The following is a 17,212-nucleotide window of genomic DNA, read 5'->3' as shown; positions in this document are numbered from 1 at the left end:
AACGAGGATACATGAGGAACAGTATGGGTGTGGAATGTTATACTTACGAATTAAAGGATTAGAAGGAGGCGCATATGAGAAAATTAATTATATCTGAGTTCATATCCCTTGATGGTGTTATGGAAAATCCACAATGGACCTTCTCATTCGGAAGTGAAGAACAGGAGCATTTCAAGTTTGCTGAACTGAAAGCTGCTGACGCTCTAATGTTAGGACGGACAACCTACGAAGGTTTTGCAGAGGCTTGGCCAAATATGGTTGAGCAGACAGGTGAGTACGGTGAAATGATGAATGGATACGCTAAGTACGTAGTCTCCACAACTCTCGAAGAAACAACATGGAGCAATTCAAGCTTGATCAAGGGCAATCTTGCTCAGGAGGTGTTCAAGCTGAAGGAGCAGCCGGGGAGAGATATTCTCGTTTTTGGCAGTTGTACGCTTGCGCAGAGCCTGATGCAGCTTGGCCTTGTCGATGAATATCAGCTTCTGGTCTTCCCGATTCTGCTGGGTAGCGGTCAGCGCCTGTTCGAAAACGTTGGTGAAGAGAAGACTTTGGAGCTAGTGGACTCCAAAAGATTCAGTTCTGGAGTGATGGCCTTGACTTATCGACCAGCTTCTCAATAAAAAACTGGAAGACGAGTGAAATGAGGTCAGCTAGTGTCTTGAAGCTGACCTTATCTTTTTGTTAGCTTCTGGAAAATCAATAATTTTTTAATGAAATCATTAACGCATTACGCTATTTTCGTATTATACTGGTTTAAAGCGGGAAACCGATTAGAAGCAACTACATAGACCGATATGGGGAGTGAGTGGGACTTTGTCACTTTATGTTATGAAATTCGGAGGCAGCTCCGTCGGCGACACAGAACGCATGCAACGTGTTGCCAAGCGCATCGCAGACAAGCAGGATGAGGGACATCGCTGCGTTGTAGTTGTATCTGCTATGGGGGATACAACAGATGATTTGATCGATACGGCGAAGCAATTAAACGGGCAGCCGCCTGCACGTGAAATGGATATGCTGATGACAACAGGAGAGCAGATTTCCGTTGCTCTTTTGTCCATAGCTCTTCATGGGATCGGGCGGAATGCAGTATCTTATACAGGATGGCAGGCCGGGTTCCGTACAGACGAAACCCACGGTAGAGCTCGTATCAATGATATTGATCCACACCGTGTAGTAGCGTCTTTGGAACGCGAACAGATCGTTATCGTTGCCGGTTTCCAAGGGATGACTTTGGATGGTGAGATCACTACCCTGGGCCGCGGAGGATCGGACACGACAGCTGTAGCCCTTGCGGCTGCTATTCAAGCAGATGTATGTGAGATTTATACCGACGTTGATGGTATCTATTCTACAGATCCACGCATTGTGAAAACAGCCCGCAAGCTGAACGAAATCTCATACGATGAGATGCTAGAGCTTGCCAATCTGGGAGCGGCGGTACTACATCCGCGTGCAGTGGAGTATGCTAAGCGTCATCAAGTTAAGCTGGTCGTTAGATCGAGCTTTAATCATAATGAAGGTACTGTTGTGAAGGAGGAAGCAAGCATGGAGCAAGGAGTCGTAGTTAGTGGGATTGCTTATGATAAGAATGTAGCACGTGTCAGTATTCTAGGAGTACCTGATGTACCGGGTGTACTCGCCCAAGTCTTCGGTAAGCTGGCTGAAGAAGGCGTAAACGTTGATATCATAGTACAAAGTGGTGTGCAGAATGAGCAGGCTGACTTCTCATTTACAGTTTCACTTGATGAACTGGACCGTGCGAAGGAAGTCATTAAAGAAATCCATAAAACTTTACCTTACCGTGAAGTAACGTCCGAGGATAACCTCGTTAAGGTTTCTATTGTTGGCGCGGGTATGGTTAGCCATCCTGGTGTTGCGGCTCAAATGTTTGATGTGCTCTCCCAAGAGGGCGTAAGCATTAAGATGGTCAGCACGTCTGAGATTAAGGTTTCTTGTGTAATCGAATCCGGCAATTTGCCATCGATCATTCAGGCGCTTCACACCGCTTATAATCTGGATACAACTGAGCAGGCCTTTGTTGGTGGTCCTAAGGATCGTCGTTAAGAGCCGTTCAATCAATAAAAAGGGAGATCCTACAGCTATTTAGCTACGGGGTCTCCTTTTTGGGCATCAGCAATAAATGAAAAGGAACGCTGCAGGTTTGAATGCAGCGTTCCTTTTTACATCTATATGGGTATTTATCCTAAACGTCTAAACCGGCCTAGAATTTCAACAGTCTCAAGTACATTGACGAAAGAGCTTGGATCCGTCTCAAGGATAGTCTTACGCAGCTCTGACAGCTCATAGCGGGTCGTTACGGTCATCAGCATTGTATTGCCCTCGTGACTGTAACCGCCCTCTGCGTTGACTACTGTGATGCCATGAGGCAGCTCTCTAAGACGATTCAGCATTTTATCCCGTTCCTTGGTAACAATGAAGCAGGTTAGCTTAACATGACGAATATGAATCATATCAACCACTCTGCTTTTCACAAAAATACAGAGCATAGCGTATAAGGCTGAGTCCCAGCTTTTAAAGAAGCCTAAACTCAGAATAACGATCCCATCCATTACGAAGAGTACATTCCCAATAGGAATATCCCGCTTACGTGTAATAATCGAGCCTAATATATCAAATCCTCCAGATGAACCCCCGGCACGGAGAGAAAATCCAACCCCGCCAGCAATAATTACGCCGCCAAAAATACTAGCCAAAATCGGGTCTTTGGTCACTTTTACCGCAGGAATAATTGTCATGAACCAGGTGGTAGCTAAAACGGAAAGCATGCTTAGTAAGATGTACTTTTTCCCCACTGCAATAAATCCCCAGATCAGAACAGGAAGGTTTATCGCAAAATAAATGATTGAGATGTACTTCGGATTAGTTACATACCCGATGACTGAAGCCACCCCTGCTACCCCGCCGCTTAGCAGTTGATGAGGAATTAGAAATAATCTCATCCCTGCGGCGACTAAAAAAGCTGAAAAAATAATGATTGCCGCTTCTCTTACTGGTCTGACTACGGACCGCATGCTGAGCGGTAGCCCGTAATTTCGTACGTGCATGACACAAATCCCCTCTTTTTCTTATGTCTTTTTAGTTTGCCTTTTTTTGAAAATATAAACTCACTATATTTCCAATTAAAAAGGATACCACAGATGAAGGCGTTCGTAAAAATTATTTTATCGTACTGATTATATTTATTTATGAACCCACTCACTATGAATTCTTTCACAGTCTGATCAGCAAATCTGTCATTTCTCATTGTCTAAAGTGAAAAAGCCACGCATATCCATGAGTAATAGAAAGCTAAACAAGCCTCAGATCTCTTTTGGTATGAATGAATTAGTAAAAGGAGTGGAGTAGATTGGACAAGTATGTAAGCTGGATGGCAACTCTGCGGTTGTTCTCGGGCAGTGCAGAGATTATAGCTGCGCTGATAATGCTCAGATTAAATCAGGTCGATAAGGCGCTGGCTGTCAATTCTGGACTGGCTTTGGTAGGCCCGACCATATTGATATTGACGACAGCTATTGGCCTGACTGGGATGGCACAGCAGCTGTCGTGGAGCAAATTAGGCTGGGTGGGCTGCGGTGTAGCCTTTCTCTTAATCGGGATTTTGAAAAAATGATAGATGATAGGCATATTGGGCGCGTACAAGCATAAATATGGAATAAAGCAATTAAGTAGAGGACAGCTTGGGGGTACTTTGTATGGCAGATGATTGGCTGCAATTGTTTCCTGAAAAAGTAAGAGTGCTGTTAAAGTGCCTTCCCCTTCCGCTGCTAGGAATGGTGGAGGAGATTCGTGTCCGTGAAGGTCGTCCGCTGGAAATTAACTACTCTGGTAAATATCACTTTCTAAGAGTGAATGGCAGTTTGACGCAGAGGCCTGAAGAAGCTTACAAGCCGGATCGGGAAGACACTCATCGACTGCTAGACCTGATCAGCAACCATTCGCTATATACGATGGAAGAAGAGCTGAGAAAAGGATTTATTACGATTCCCGGCGGTCATCGGATAGGACTTGCTGGCCGGACAGTACTGAGTGGCGGAGGTGTAGAGCATCTTCGTGATATCACTGGCTTTAATGTCCGTATTGCTCGTGAAGTACCTGGAATCGCAGATGGAGTGCTGCCTTATTTACTGGACAAGGGGCGGCAGCGAATGATGCACACCTTGATTCTCTCCCCTCCACAACATGGCAAGACTACCCTACTCCGCGATCTTGCAAGACAAATCTCCTTAGGGGAATTGGGCAAGCGCGAAGGGATTAGACCGGGGCTGAAGGTGGGAATTGTTGACGAACGGTCTGAAATTGCTGGCAGCCGGCGTGGTGTTCCCGCCTTTGACGTGGGTCCTCGGACAGACGTTCTTGATGGGTGTCCCAAGGCAGAAGGCATGATGATGATGATCCGGTCGCTATCGCCAGATGTATTAATCGCGGATGAGATTGGGCGTCCTGAAGATGCCGAAGCAGTTACCGAGGCACTGCATGCCGGAATATCTGTCATTGCTTCCGCTCACGGAAAAGATGTAACAGAGTTGGCTCGTAGGCCGGGTCTTGGAGGACTGCTGGAACAAAAGATGTTCGAGAGATATGTCATACTCCATCGTTCAGAAGCAGGCCTCACGTTTCGTATTCTGGATGGCCAGAAAAGAGGAATGCTGCTTATCTCTCCCGGGGATCGACTAGGCGGTGATTTGCATGCTTAAGCTGTTCGGTGCTGTGCTCATTGTGGTGGCTGGTACGCTTGCAGGTCTCCAGTTTGCTCGTCAATATGCAGACAGGCCCAGACATATCAGAGGTTTAATAGCAGCACTACAGCGGTTGGAAACAGAGATCATGTACGGCTTCACCCCACTGCCGGAAGCCATGCGGCGGATTGGGAATCAGTCGAAGGACCCGCTGAAATCGTTGTTTGTCAAAACAGCGGAGGAGATGAGTCCTCCCTATGACAGAAGCGCCCAGGATGCCATCCAGCGGGCGATGGAAGCATATTGGAAGTCTACCGCTATGAAGGGGACAGAAAGAGAGATTCTTCGCCAGCTCAGCTGTACTCTCGGCACAAGCGATAGGTCGAATCAGAGCACTCATATCGCGTTAGCATTGCAGCAATTGAAGCAGGAGGAGTCGGTGGCCAGAGAGGATCAAGGCAAATATGAAAAGTTAAGTAAAAGCCTGGGTCTGCTGCTTGGAGTACTGATCGTCATTTTGATCTTTTAGCGAGGTGCCAGGAATGAATATTGAAGTCAATGCGATTTTTCAAATTGCCGGCATTGGCATAATTATCGCCATGATCCACACGGTGCTCAAACAGATGGGAAAAGAGGATTTCGCACATTGGGTCACCGTGATCGGGTTCGTAGTCGTGCTGTTCATGGTGATTCGGATGCTGGACGGGTTGCTGCAGGAAATAAAAACGATCTTTCTTTTTCAATAGGCGTGCTATGGAGATTATTCAAGTTGTTGGGATTGGGCTGATATCGACCATATTGATTCTCGTACTGAAGGAACAAAAACCTATGTTCGCCTTCCTTCTTGCTACTACAACAGGAATTCTAATTTTTATGTTTCTGATCGGCAAGATCGGAATGATCCTCTCTACACTGGAGCGGGTGGCTGAGTCATCGGGGATGGAAATGATTTATTTGAAGACTGTTTTCAAAATCATCGGCATTTCCTATATCGCGGAGTTCGGTGCACAGATTGTACGAGATGCCGGTCAGGAATCGATTGCTTCCAAAATAGAACTCGCCGGCAAAGTGCTAATTATGGTACTAGCTGTACCCATTATCAGCATCATTATCGAAACCGTCATGAAACTACTGCCTGCTTAAAGCAATCGGGAAGAGAGCTGAGCAACGGATCGGGAGGAGAAATTATGCAAGAGCACAGTGTTTTCCGTCCTCCAAAACTAAAAATAATACTGCTGCTGCTTCCATTCTTTTTCATTCTATGGTTTGCAGGTACAGCACAGAGTGTGCAAGCTTCCTCAACACCAGAATCCGGCAGTTCCTCCCCGGTAGACCAGTGGGTCAAGAGCCAGGTGAATAATTTACCCAAAGATAAAGTCGAGTCGTACTGGGATCAGCTGATGAAGGATTATGGTGGTTTTTTCCCGGACGGGGCCACACCAACGCTAATGGACATGCTGCTTCCGGGAGATAAGGGGCTCAGCTTAAAGGGTGTGTTATCTGGGCTTCTAGGCTTTATGTGGCATGAGGTACTGTACAACGGAAAGCTGCTCGTGACGATTGTGATGATCAGTGTGCTCAGCATGATTCTGGAGACGCTGCAAACCGCTTTTGAGCGAAAAACGGTCAGTAAGGTCGCTTATACGCTCTGTTATATGGTGGTGCTGGTAATTGCCGTGAACAGCTTCAATATCGCTATTGGTTATGCAAAGGATGCTATCGATCGGATGATCGATTTCATGATGGCGATGATTCCACTGCTGTTCGCGCTGCTGGCTTCGATGGGGAATATCGTTACGGTCTCTGTCACCCATCCGTTAATTGTTTTTATGATTCATACGGTTGGCACCATGATCCACACCCTTGTTTTTCCGCTTCTTTTCTTCTCGGCAGTGCTGCATCTGGTCAGCGCATTGTCAGAGAAATATAAACTAACCCAGCTGGCTAACCTGCTGCGAAACATCGGTGCTGGACTGTTAGGTGTACTGCTAACTGTGTTCCTAGGTGTAATTTCCGTTCGAGGGATAACAAGCTCAGTAACGGATGGGGTCACCATTAGGGCCGCTAAATATATTACAGGGAATTTTGTTCCGGTCATCGGCAAAATGTTCGCGGATGCCACAGACACAGTAATCTCAGCTTCACTGCTGGTGAAGAATGCGATCGGGTTATCGGGTGTCATTATCATATTGTTCCTGTGTGCTTTTCCGGCAATCAAAATCCTGGTGCTTGCCCTTATCTACAACATAGCCGCCGCTGTGATGCAGCCGCTGGGAGAGACACCGATTGTAGTCTGTCTCCAGACGATTGGAAAAAGCATGGTGTACGTATTCGCTGCTTTGGCTGCTGTTTCCTTAATGTTTTTTATGGCGGTTACGATCATGCTGACTGCGGGCAATTTGACCGTAATGATGAGGTGAAGCAACAAAACCTTTAGGAGGGAAACCATGAGCTGGTTAGGCGGTTGGCTGCGGGAGATCATCCTGGTTGTGCTGTTGGCGTCATTTGTTGAATTGCTGCTCCCAAGCAAATCCATGGAGCGTTATGCAAGATTGGTGCTAAGTCTCCTAATCCTGCTCACGATGCTCAGCCCTATCGTCTCTCTCCTGAAAGGTGATGCAATCTCCGAACTGAGTGTCGCTATGGGACAGCAAGAGAAAGAGGGCGGTTTGTTCACTGGCGGAGGGAAGGGAGACCCATCCTTGGAACAGATTCTGGCAGATGGGCAAAAGCTTGCACAAGGCCGTCAGGAACAGAGTCTGCAGCTCGCTGCCGAAGAGGTGGCGGGTCAGATGAAAGAGCAGATTATCAGTGAGACCGGCAAACGCGGGGTTAATGTCACCGTAACGCTGGGCATGGGGAAGTCTGGCGGCACTGGTAACGAAGACGTTCCTGTCATTTCCAATGTAAGGGTCTCTATGCCTCAGACAACGGCTAACTCCCCGGGTACTTCCGGAGCTTCCAGCACAGCGACTACAGCACCCATTACAATCTCTCCTGTAGCACCTGTAGAAGTTAAAATTGGCGCTAATCCGGCAGATAACGTAGAGAGTGAAGCAACATCATCAGCTGAACCTAATAAAGCAGTGAACGGAACTGTAGCTGAAGACAGCGCGTCCGCGAGTGAAATGGAGTCCATTGTAAAGCTGCTGGAACTGAAGTGGGATTTGGATCCCAAAGTCATTCAGGTGGATGGCAGCGTGGCTAGTAACGTCAAATCATAAGCTTGATATTTCTAAGAAACTATAATTTTTAGGAGGGATGGGAGTGGGCAATTGGCTGAAAAAGCTTGAGCAGTGGGCTGGGGGTGGGGCCGGCAGTCCGAAGAGAAGCCATACCTTTCGCTGGCTGATCATTCTGGGTCTGCTGGGCGCAGCGATCATGCTATTCAATTCCTTCGTCAATGTGAAGAGGATTGATAACGAGAATACAGGGCGCGAGCCGCCGGTGAATCAGTCCTCTCAAACGGCGCTGGTGCAGAGTGATCCAACCACAACGACCAATTCGTTCGACAGCATCGAACTAGCGATGGAGAACCGGATGAAGGAAATTTTGGAGAAAATCGTTGGCGTCGGTACAGTTGACATCATGGTTACAGTGGAGTCTACAGAAGAAATTGTCGTGGTGCGTAATATGAATGACTCCCAACAGCTTAGTGAAGAGACGGATGCCAGTGGGGGGAAACGTCATACGACACAATATACGAGGGATGGCGAAATCGTAACCTACTCGCAATCAGGGGACGAGACACCCATCGTGACGAAGCGGATCAAACCTCAGGTACGCGGCGTACTGGTAGTTGCCAAAGGGGCAGAGAACAAGGTTGTTCGTGGACTTGTCGAGCAGGCTATAGAAAAAGGCTTGAACGTCCCGATCCAGCGCATTTCAGTAGTACCACGCAAACAAGAGTAGCAGGAGAAAGTCAATAAGTGAGTGCTTCCGAAGCAGCCACTAGATTAAATTTTAGGAGGAATTAGGAATGAACGGCAAAAGACAAACGATATGGTTGGTTTCTATGCTCAGCTTGATGGTGGTCCTCTCTGCATATTATTTATTCACTGAAGACTCAGGTGCTTCGATTCCAAAAGACACGGCTGGCACAATGCAGGTTGATTCCCTGAAAGACACAGCAGGTGCAGCGTTGCCAACGGTTGGTGACAAAGGTGTTGTTGTGAACGAAGTTGTTAGTCAAGGCGATGTTGTTGCCGATGAAGGCGTTGTAGATAGCACTACTGGCGCCGCTACTACGGACGACAGCGCTACTGCCGCCAAAACGGATGACAGTGCTACTACTGCTAAAACGGACGAAAGTACAACTACAGCTGCTAAGGACGATAGCAGTAAAGCTGCCGCAAATAGCAGTGACTCAGAGAAGGCAACAACCGACACTGCTGCTAAAGATGCCGCGAAAACAGATACATCTGCTAAAGATACAGCCGCAAATACAACAACCAAGACTCCAGCCAAAAATGACAAAGAAATTCTCGATGAAGTAGCTTCTCAAAGTGTATCGGCGAGCAGCATGTTCACTAACTACCTTTATGAACGTGAGCAAAAGAATCTTAAGAACCAACAAGACTTGCTTGCTTTGATTAATGACATGGACAAAACACCTGCTGATAACGCAGTCGCTCAAGAACAACTTCTAAATCTTGAAGAAAAAGAATCCAAAATTACCGGTATCGAAGAACAGCTTCAACAAAAATATGGCGAAGCGATTGTAAAGGAAGAAGCTGGAGACAGCTATAAAGTAGTCGTTCTCAGCGACAAACTGGATGTAAAGCAAGCGGTCAGCATCGTTGATCTCGTAATGAAGGAACTGAGTGTATCTCAAGATAAAATTAGTGTACAATACGTTTCTGAGCAATAATAAGCTGTATAATTAAAAGAAAAATGACGAAAGAGCTCGGGTTGCCCCGGGCTCTTTCCATTTTTACCGATTGTGATATAATACATAAAGTTATCTTGTCCGCTTAAGAAGTGGCTTCGAGAGAAAGCTGAAGGAGTGAACTGATATATGTTCAAGTTGAGCGAAATTAAGGAATTGATTAAATTGCTGGACCAGACCTCCTCTGTACATGAGTTGGAGATCGAAAGCGAAGGAATGAAGCTTGCAATTCGCAAACCGGATCGCCCTGAAGCTGATGGAACAGCAGTACAGGCGACTCCTTATGCTGCCTATCCCTTTACGCCTGCCCCGCAGCCGCAGAGCGTACCGCAAGTATCCTATCCGGTAGTAGGTGAAGTTCCTCCAGCGCAGCAGCCACAAGCAGCTGCAGAAGGCAAACTACATAAAATTGTGTCTCCAATGGTGGGGACCTTTTATAGTGCCGCTTCTCCGGAAACGCCTTCGTTTGTTAATGTTGGAGACCGTGTAAGTGAAAAATCAACGGTTTGCATTATTGAGGCGATGAAACTGATGAATGAGCTGGAAGCGGAGATTAAAGGTGAAATCGTGTCTGTACTTGCTGAGAACGGTCAGCTTGTAGAATACGGTCAACCACTATTCTTGGTTAAACCGGAATAAATACCGCAGACTACTTAAGGAGCGGAAGCTTCGCAAAACTTTGGGAGGAAACGCATGAACATTCAAAAAGTGTTGATTGCCAACCGCGGCGAAATCGCGGTCCGCATTATTAGGGCCTGCCGTGAACTGGGCATTTCCACCGTCGCGGTCTATTCGGAACCCGACCGGGATTCACTGCATGTCCGGTTGGCTGATGAAGCTTACTGCATCGGTCCGATGCCGGCCAAGGACAGCTATCTGAACTTTACAAATATTATGAGTGTAGCCACCTTAACGGAATGTGATGCCATCCATCCTGGCTATGGATTTTTAGCTGAAAATGCGGATTTTGCAGAGATTTGTGAATCTTGCAATATTATCTTCATAGGACCTTCTCCAGATGCCATAAACCGTATGGGTGACAAGGCTGTGGCGAAGGAAACCATGAAACTGGCTGGAGTTCCGATTATCCCGGGCTCAGATGGTCTTGTAGGCGATGTAGAGGAAGCTGTCATGCTGGGCCGCGATATTGGGTACCCAATCATCGTTAAGGCGACTGCAGGTGGCGGAGGTAAGGGAATACGGATTGCTGAGGACGAGGAATCTTTAGTGAAGCAGATTACTGCTGCACAACAGGAAGCACAAAAGGCGTTTGGTAACGCTGGTGTATATCTGGAGAAATTCCTAACAGGCATGAAGCATGTGGAGATTCAGATTATTGCAGATAAACATGGCAATGTAGTGCATTTAGGTGAACGGGACTGCTCCGTGCAGCGTCGTCGCCAAAAGCTGATTGAAGAGGCACCTTGTTCAGTGCTCACACCGGAAATTCGGGAAGCAATGGGTAATGCAGCAGTTCGAGCAGCACTTGCCGTGAATTATTCGGGAGCCGGAACACTTGAATTCCTGCTTGGACCGGACGGACAGTTCTACTTCATGGAGATGAATACTCGTATTCAGGTTGAACATCCAGTAACAGAAATGGTTACAGGTGTGGATTTGATTAAGGAAATGATCTCTGTAGCAGAAGGCAACCCGCTGTCATTCACTCAGGAAGATATCGTGATTAATGGCTGGTCCATTGAATGCCGTATAAATGCTGAAGATCCTGAGCGTAATTTCATGCCTTCACCAGGAAAAATCGGCTTTTATTTGCCACCAGGAGGCCTTGGCGTTCGTGTAGATAGTGCGGCGTACCCAGGATATACGATTTCCCCTTTCTATGATTCTATGATTGCAAAACTGATTGTATGGGCTCCTACACGTCAGGAAGCGATTGCGAAGATGAAGCGCGCCTTGGCTGAATTCGCCGTGGAAGGCATTCATACCACCATCCCTTTCCATCAGAAACTGTTGGAGCATCCTGTATTTTTGGATGGTAACTTTGACATTAAGTTTCTTGAAGAGTATGAAATTTAGGACGACTTCGGTTTGTTTGTCATAAAGTTCGTCAAATGATATAGTATGTTTAATAAGAGACGTGCTTTACGCTTGAAATCATGAACAATCTTTCTTGAAAGGTGTGAAGTCTAAAATGAGTACATTGCCGACAGAATACGAACGGACGGAAATCGGTGAAATCCAGATTGCTCCTGAAGTAATCGAGGTTATTGCAGGTCTGGCGACCGTTGAGGTTAAAGGTGTAGCAGGTATGAGCGGCGGATTTGCCGGTGGTATTGTTGAACTTCTTGGACGTAAGAATCTGTCCAAAGGAGTTAAAGTAGAGGTTGGACAACGTGAAGCTGCGGTGGATGTTTCTGTAATTATTGAATATGGCAATCGCCTTCCTGAAGTGGCTGCTGAAATTCAACGTAATGTTAAGCGCTCCATCGAGACTATGACTGGTCTGACTGTTGTGGAAGTGAATGTGCATATTCATGATGTGCAATTCAAGAACAACAACACTGTAGACAAGAACGAAGAAACAGAAACGATTCTTCGTGTGAAATAGCAGTCATCGTTCTTCCATAAACCCCCGACAGCAAAGTCGAGGGTTTACTCTAATTTAAGGAGGTTATGAGACTCGTGGCAAAAATTTTGGACAGACTTTTGCTGTTTGTCTACAGCTTAAGTATCGGAATACTATCTGTTATTGCCATCCTCCTCTTAAGCGGTGCGATTCCTAGAACTTTGGAGATTGAGAATGGACCAGCAGCTTATATTACAGCAATAATAGTAGCAGTTGTCTTGTTCCTTCTGAGCATCCGATTTTTCTACATCTCTCTGCGCCGTGATCGCGCTTCATTGCCTTCGGTCGATCAGCGTACAGAGTATGGGGATATCCAGATTTCAATGGAAACTATTGAGAATCTGAGTCTTAAGGCTGCCGGTAAAGTGAAGGGAATCAGAGATCTCAAGTCACGTATTCGTGTCTCGCAGGCTGGCCTTGAAATTACAATTCGTGCAGTAGTGGACGGTGAGCATTCATTACCGCTGCTTACCACAGAAGTACAACGTCAGGTGCATGATTTCGTGCAGGAGACAACCGGCATTCCGGTTGCTGATGTGTCTGTATATATTGCTAACCTCACGCAGTCTCCAAGCTTCAAAAGTCGAGTGGAATAGAGGTGAGTTTCCCTTATGTCTTGGAAAGAAGTATGGGAAAGTCACGGGGGTAGAATCGCCGGAGTGACTTTCGGCATTGGTCTGGGTTTGATTTATTTAATTTGCGGTTTTTGGGATATGCTGTTCTTTGCACTGGTAGTGTTCATCGGATATACGCTCGGCAAAAGAAAGGATACCGCGCAAGCGCCCCTGTTTCAATGGCAGGAGTTGGTTTCGCGATTATCCGGACGCTGGCGTCCCTTTAAGTGAACCGCGATAGTCTTTTTCCCGGAGCAGGAAACCGTAAGTTTGTGTTGTCCGTTGCCCCCGGAAGAAAGGCTTTGCGGTTTTTTTGCGACAAGGGATAGGTATATTTGCGAGCTTCCTCTGAAGGTATCTTCGCTTTGTGCAATAATCCTCACAGGATTAGGGAAAGAATGAATAAGTGTGAAGCGATATTTGGGTTGTAGACGTTGTTGCAGTACAAGTGAATATTTTAATGCGATATAAGATTTTAGGAGGAACACATGAAAAGACGTATAGCTAGAGAGATTATTGTCCAAAGCCTGTATCAGATGGAAATGAACGATGTGGAAAGCGCGGAAGCCGTAGAAATGCTGCTCGAGGAAGCTTCAGAAGAGAATGAAACCGAACGTGTAATCACGGACGAGATTCAGCTTAAACACTATGTGGTAGAGCATGTGAATGGGGTATGGGAGCACAAGGTAGCGATCGACGATATACTTGAACATTACCTGAAGGGCTGGCAAATGAGCCGTCTGTCACGTGTGGATCGTCAGATTCTACGTTTAGCAGCGTATGAAATGGTGTTCGCCAATGATGTGCCTGCGAAGGTTGCGGTGAATGAAGCGATCGATTTGGCCAAGCATTTTGGAACGGATGATTCCGGGAAGTTTGTTAACGGAGTACTCGGCAAGATGATCCAAGAGATAGATACTATTAAAGCTGACCATTCTTAATTTATAAACCATAGTAAAGTATATAAAAGGGGAGAGACTAACATGACAGCAGCAATCATCAGTGGTAAACAAGTATCCGAGGAAATTCGTATTAGCATTGCCCAAGAGGTTGCTGAACTGGCGAAACGCGGCGTAAAGCCCGGTTTGGCTGTTATTCTAGTAGGTGAAGACCCGGGATCTCAGGTTTATGTTCGCAATAAGGAGAAATCTTGTATCAGCTTAGGATTCCATTCGGAAGTGCATAAATTGGATGAATCCACTTCTCAAGAAGAACTTCTGGCACTGGTAGCAGAGCTAAACGGACGCGATGATATCGACGGAATTCTGGTTCAACTCCCATTGCCTAAGCATATCGAGGAGAAGGCTGTTATTGATGCAATCTCCGTGGAAAAGGATGTAGACGGCTTTCACCCTGTCAATGTAGGCAACCTGGTCATCGGTGCCGACAGTCTTCTTCCATGTACTCCTGCAGGAGTAATCGAACTGATCAAACGTACAGGAACAGGTATGGCAGGTAAACATGCCGTTGTAATTGGTCGTAGCAATATTGTAGGAAAGCCAGTTTCCCTCTTGTTGCAACGCGAAAATGCTACCGTAACTATGTGCCATTCCCGTACAGCTAATATGCAAGAGATTAGCCGTCAAGCGGATATTTTGGTTGTAGCGATCGGACGAGCTAATTTCATTGATGCTTCCTATGTGAAGCCGGGTGCTGTTGTCATTGATGTGGGCATGAACCGTCTGGATAACGGTAAACTCGCAGGTGATGTTGATTATGAAAGTGCAAAAGAAGTTGCCGGATACATCACACCTGTTCCAGGCGGGGTTGGTCCGATGACTATTACAATGCTGATGAGCAACACGCTGATTGCGGCTAAACGCCGTCACGGCCTGGAATAGGGGTAAGATTCATGGCGGCAGAGCGGCAGGTTTATTCGATCAAAGAACTCAACCGTTATATCCGCATGAAGCTAGACTCGGATAATTTACTTTCGGATGTGTGGATTCGCGGAGAGATTTCCAACTTTACACATCATGGCAGCGGGCATATGTATTTCACACTTAAGGACGAGAGCAGCCGCATTAAAGCGATTATGTTCGCTTCTCATAACCAGCGGCTGCCCTTTATTCCGAAAGAAGGCGCTCGGGTAATTGCCAGAGGTAATGTGACCGTCTATGAACGGGATGGGCAATATCAGTTCTACGCCACACATATGCAGCCTGATGGGATTGGCAGTTTATATCTGGCCTATGAGCAGCTGAAGAGCAAGCTTGAAAAAGAAGGCCTTTTTGCAGAAGCTCGCAAGCGTTCGTTGCCGCGGTTCCCGAAGTGTATTGGTGTGATTACTTCCCCAACAGGAGCAGCTGTACGAGATATTGTAATTACGCTTCAGCGGCGGTTTCCGCAGGTAGCTATTGTAATCTATCCCGTACTGGTGCAAGGCAAAGGCGCTGCGCCTTCGATAGTGAAGGCGATTGGTGCGCTGAACGCCATGGGTGAAGCCGACGTGCTTATCGTCGGCCGCGGCGGCGGTTCGCTGGAGGAGCTGTGGGCATTCAACGAGGAGGAAGTCGCGCGAGCGATATCGGCATCAAGGATTCCGGTCATCTCGGCCGTCGGCCACGAGACCGATTTCACGATTGCCGATTTCGCCGCCGACCTCCGCGCGGCTACGCCCACAGCGGCCGCTGAGCTGGCCGTGCCTCATGCCGGCGAGCTAGCTGCGCAGCTTCGCCAGCTGCAGCAGCGGCTGCGCCAGGCGCTGCAACAACGCGCCCAGCGTGGACGCGAGCGCCACTCGGTGCTGCAGCGCTCGCTGGCGCTGGCAGGCCCGCGCCGCACGCTGATTCAGCACACGCAGCGGCTGGACATGCTGCGTGAGCGGCTCCAGCGCTCGGCGGATGCACGGCTCAGCCGTTCCCGCGAGCGCAAGGCGGTGCTGCATCACAGTCTGCAGCGGTTCCATCCGCGCGACAGTGTTTCCGCAGCACGTCAGCGCACGGACAGTATGCGCCGTGAGTTAATGGGCGCTATGCAGGCTCGTTTGCAGGAGAAGCGATCTCGCTATGTGGCAGAGATTCGTCACCTGGATGCGCTGAGCCCGCTAAAAGTTATGTCGCGAGGCTACAGCTTAGTGTATGACGAGGCGGAAGAACATTTAATCAAATCGCTGACCGAGGTGCAGCTTGGCGATCTTGTGGTGATAAAGATGAATGACGGACAGCTGAACTGCCAAGTATGGGGGATGAAGGAGGATGGCAAAGACGATGACGAAGGAAGCGGAACTTGATTTTGAAGGCGCTATGGACCGACTGGAGGAAATCGTTCGTGAGCTTGAACACGGCGACGTTCCTCTGGAGAAGGCCATCGATTTATTTCAGCAGGGCATGAAGCTGTCGCAGCTTTGCGGCAGCAAGCTGGAACAAGTAGAGCGTAAGATCGAAATGATTACCCAAGAGGACGGAGAACTGCGCAAAAAGCCGTTTGGTGCACGTCTGGAAGGGGACGCCGATGAATCGCTTTGAGAATGATCTGGAGGGAAGCTCCGCAAGTGAAAGCATGCGGCAGCCGCTGGAGGATTACATCGCATCGATAAGTGATTTGCTCTCACATGAGCTTGAGACTATTCTTCCCGCAGCGTGGACGGTTCCAGAAAATTTACAGCAAGCGATGAAGTATTCGCTAATGGCAGGGGGCAAACGCCTCCGGCCGCTGCTTGTGATCGCTGCTTGTGAATCACTGGGAGGCAGCCGTGAAGCAGCCTTGCCTGTTGCAGCCGCGATTGAGATGGTACATACCTACTCGTTGATTCATGATGATCTGCCTGCCATGGATAATGATGATTATCGGCGCGGCAAGCTGACGAATCATAAAGTCTTTGGTGAAGCATCAGCTATTCTTGCGGGTGATGCGCTTTTGACCCATGCTTTTTATAGTGTGGTACAAGCCTCCCGTAAATTTGGCATTCCTGCTGATAATGTTTTATCCATAGTGGAGGATCTGGCGGAAATGGCAGGTCCACGCGGCATGGTCGGCGGTCAGATTGCAGATATGGAAGGCGAGCAAGGACTAACAGATCTTGCGCAGTTGAAGTATATTCATCTGCATAAAACCGGAGATTTAATTATCTTTTCGTTGTTAGCCGGCGGACGTATCGCAGGGGCAACAGAGAAGCAGCTTGAAGCTCTGCGTGATTTTGGTACAAGCATCGGACTAGCTTTTCAAATCCAGGATGATATTCTTGATTTGGTTGGTGATGAAGGAAAGCTTGGCAAAAAAACAGGCAGCGATATCAAGCAGCAGAAGGTAACCTACCCTTATTTTATTGGGTTGGAGGAATCTCGTGCTGAGGTGAAGCAGCTTACAGAAGCAGCCCGAAATGCTGTGCTGAATGGCGGTTTTTACGACAACCAGCGCCTGCTGGAAATTGCAGATTATTTAATGGCACGTGATCACTAAGTATGAACTTTCGAAGCGG

General features: G+C 47.6%; 22 protein-coding genes. 21 read left to right on the top strand and 1 reads right to left on the bottom strand.

From position 1 onward, the window contains the following. The first annotated feature begins 74 nt into the window (after positions 1-74). Together MHH50_RS21790 and MHH50_RS21785 are read left to right on the top strand one after the other, a co-directional pair. Positions 75-623 (top strand): dihydrofolate reductase family protein, encoded by a 549-nt coding sequence (locus MHH50_RS21790; RefSeq protein ID WP_340033375.1) that lies wholly within the window; start codon positions 75-77, stop codon positions 621-623. A gap of 193 nt (positions 624-816) precedes the next feature. Continuing rightward, positions 817-2,070 (top strand): aspartate kinase, encoded by a 1,254-nt coding sequence (locus MHH50_RS21785; protein WP_036682855.1) that lies wholly within the window; start codon positions 817-819, stop codon positions 2,068-2,070. A 134-nt stretch (positions 2,071-2,204) separates the two neighbouring features. Here the strand turns inward: MHH50_RS21785 and MHH50_RS21780 are convergent, their stop codons facing one another. Continuing rightward, a complete protein-coding gene (locus tag MHH50_RS21780) occupies positions 2,205-3,071 on the bottom strand; it encodes a YitT family protein (RefSeq protein ID WP_081382367.1) in 867 nt (288 codons plus the stop codon). A 323-nt stretch (positions 3,072-3,394) separates the two neighbouring features. Between MHH50_RS21780 and MHH50_RS21775 the strand changes: the two genes are divergently transcribed. The 19 genes from MHH50_RS21775 to MHH50_RS21685 all read left to right on the top strand — a co-directional run bounded on the left by MHH50_RS21775 (position 3,395) and on the right by MHH50_RS21685 (position 17,193). Next, a complete protein-coding gene (locus tag MHH50_RS21775) occupies positions 3,395-3,637 on the top strand; it encodes a YqhV family protein (RefSeq protein WP_036683194.1) in 243 nt (80 codons plus the stop codon). A gap of 82 nt (positions 3,638-3,719) precedes the next feature. Beyond that, positions 3,720-4,721, top strand: coding sequence for a stage III sporulation protein AA (gene spoIIIAA, locus MHH50_RS21770; protein ID WP_076302718.1), 1,002 nt, complete (start codon positions 3,720-3,722; stop codon positions 4,719-4,721). Beyond that, positions 4,714-5,232 (top strand): stage III sporulation protein SpoIIIAB, encoded by a 519-nt coding sequence (spoIIIAB, locus tag MHH50_RS21765; protein WP_076104383.1) that lies wholly within the window; start codon positions 4,714-4,716, stop codon positions 5,230-5,232. Before spoIIIAA ends, spoIIIAB begins: the two co-directional genes overlap by 8 nt. A gap of 13 nt (positions 5,233-5,245) precedes the next feature. Beyond that, the gene (spoIIIAC, locus tag MHH50_RS21760) at positions 5,246-5,449 is read left to right on the top strand and encodes a stage III sporulation protein AC (protein ID WP_036682849.1); all 204 of its coding nucleotides are present in this window, start codon (positions 5,246-5,248) and stop codon (positions 5,447-5,449) included. A 7-nt stretch (positions 5,450-5,456) separates the two neighbouring features. Next, a complete protein-coding gene (gene spoIIIAD, locus MHH50_RS21755; protein ID WP_036682847.1) occupies positions 5,457-5,846 on the top strand; it encodes a stage III sporulation protein AD in 390 nt (129 codons plus the stop codon). 44 nt (positions 5,847-5,890) lie between these two features. Then, positions 5,891-7,123, top strand: coding sequence for a stage III sporulation protein AE (gene spoIIIAE / locus MHH50_RS21750; protein WP_076218779.1), 1,233 nt, complete (start codon positions 5,891-5,893; stop codon positions 7,121-7,123). A gap of 27 nt (positions 7,124-7,150) precedes the next feature. Then, positions 7,151-7,927, top strand: coding sequence for a stage III sporulation protein AF (gene spoIIIAF, locus MHH50_RS21745; protein WP_076278400.1), 777 nt, complete (start codon positions 7,151-7,153; stop codon positions 7,925-7,927). Positions 7,928-7,970: 43 nt separating this feature from the next. Further along, positions 7,971-8,615 carry a stage III sporulation protein AG gene (spoIIIAG, locus tag MHH50_RS21740; RefSeq protein WP_076134498.1) on the top strand — a complete coding sequence of 215 codons (645 nt, stop codon included), beginning with the start codon at positions 7,971-7,973 and terminating at the stop codon, positions 8,613-8,615. A 67-nt stretch (positions 8,616-8,682) separates the two neighbouring features. Then, complete coding sequence (locus tag MHH50_RS21735) at positions 8,683-9,573, top strand: SpoIIIAH-like family protein (RefSeq protein ID WP_340033374.1); 891 nt, start codon at positions 8,683-8,685, stop codon at positions 9,571-9,573. A 147-nt stretch (positions 9,574-9,720) separates the two neighbouring features. After that, entirely contained in the window at positions 9,721-10,230 is a 510-nt protein-coding gene (gene accB, locus MHH50_RS21730) for an acetyl-CoA carboxylase biotin carboxyl carrier protein (protein WP_076098642.1), read from the top strand. 54 nt (positions 10,231-10,284) lie between these two features. Continuing rightward, positions 10,285-11,628: an acetyl-CoA carboxylase biotin carboxylase subunit gene (gene accC, locus MHH50_RS21725; RefSeq protein WP_036682831.1), complete on the top strand. Its 1,344-nt coding sequence runs from the start codon at positions 10,285-10,287 to the stop codon at positions 11,626-11,628. Between the two features lie 115 nt (positions 11,629-11,743). Beyond that, on the top strand, positions 11,744-12,160 hold the full coding sequence (locus MHH50_RS21720) for an Asp23/Gls24 family envelope stress response protein (protein ID WP_076129649.1): 417 nt from the start codon (positions 11,744-11,746) through the stop codon (positions 12,158-12,160). A 74-nt stretch (positions 12,161-12,234) separates the two neighbouring features. Then, positions 12,235-12,774, top strand: a complete 540-nt coding sequence (gene amaP / locus MHH50_RS21715; protein ID WP_036682827.1) for an alkaline shock response membrane anchor protein AmaP — start codon at positions 12,235-12,237, stop codon at positions 12,772-12,774. Positions 12,775-12,789: 15 nt separating this feature from the next. Continuing rightward, a complete protein-coding gene (locus MHH50_RS21710) occupies positions 12,790-13,023 on the top strand; it encodes a DUF2273 domain-containing protein (RefSeq protein ID WP_036682825.1) in 234 nt (77 codons plus the stop codon). A gap of 257 nt (positions 13,024-13,280) precedes the next feature. Continuing rightward, positions 13,281-13,733 (top strand): transcription antitermination factor NusB, encoded by a 453-nt coding sequence (nusB, locus tag MHH50_RS21705; protein WP_036682824.1) that lies wholly within the window; start codon positions 13,281-13,283, stop codon positions 13,731-13,733. A 42-nt stretch (positions 13,734-13,775) separates the two neighbouring features. Then, on the top strand, positions 13,776-14,633 hold the full coding sequence (gene folD / locus MHH50_RS21700; RefSeq protein WP_036682821.1) for a bifunctional methylenetetrahydrofolate dehydrogenase/methenyltetrahydrofolate cyclohydrolase FolD: 858 nt from the start codon (positions 13,776-13,778) through the stop codon (positions 14,631-14,633). Between the two features lie 11 nt (positions 14,634-14,644). Then, complete coding sequence (xseA, locus tag MHH50_RS21695; protein WP_340033373.1) at positions 14,645-16,024, top strand: exodeoxyribonuclease VII large subunit; 1,380 nt, start codon at positions 14,645-14,647, stop codon at positions 16,022-16,024. Continuing rightward, positions 16,002-16,259 carry an exodeoxyribonuclease VII small subunit gene (gene xseB / locus MHH50_RS21690; RefSeq protein ID WP_036682818.1) on the top strand — a complete coding sequence of 86 codons (258 nt, stop codon included), beginning with the start codon at positions 16,002-16,004 and terminating at the stop codon, positions 16,257-16,259. Before xseA ends, xseB begins: the two co-directional genes overlap by 23 nt. Further along, positions 16,246-17,193 (top strand): polyprenyl synthetase family protein, encoded by a 948-nt coding sequence (locus MHH50_RS21685; protein ID WP_076129651.1) that lies wholly within the window; start codon positions 16,246-16,248, stop codon positions 17,191-17,193. The genes xseB and MHH50_RS21685 overlap by 14 nt, the downstream gene beginning before the upstream one ends. Positions 17,194-17,212 lie beyond the last annotated feature (19 nt).

The organism is Paenibacillus sp. FSL H3-0302 (genome assembly GCF_037982245.1).
Taxonomy (GTDB): Bacteria; Bacillota; Bacilli; order Paenibacillales; family Paenibacillaceae; genus Paenibacillus_AQ; species Paenibacillus_AQ odorifer.
This window is presented reverse-complemented; position numbering and strand designations above follow the sequence as displayed.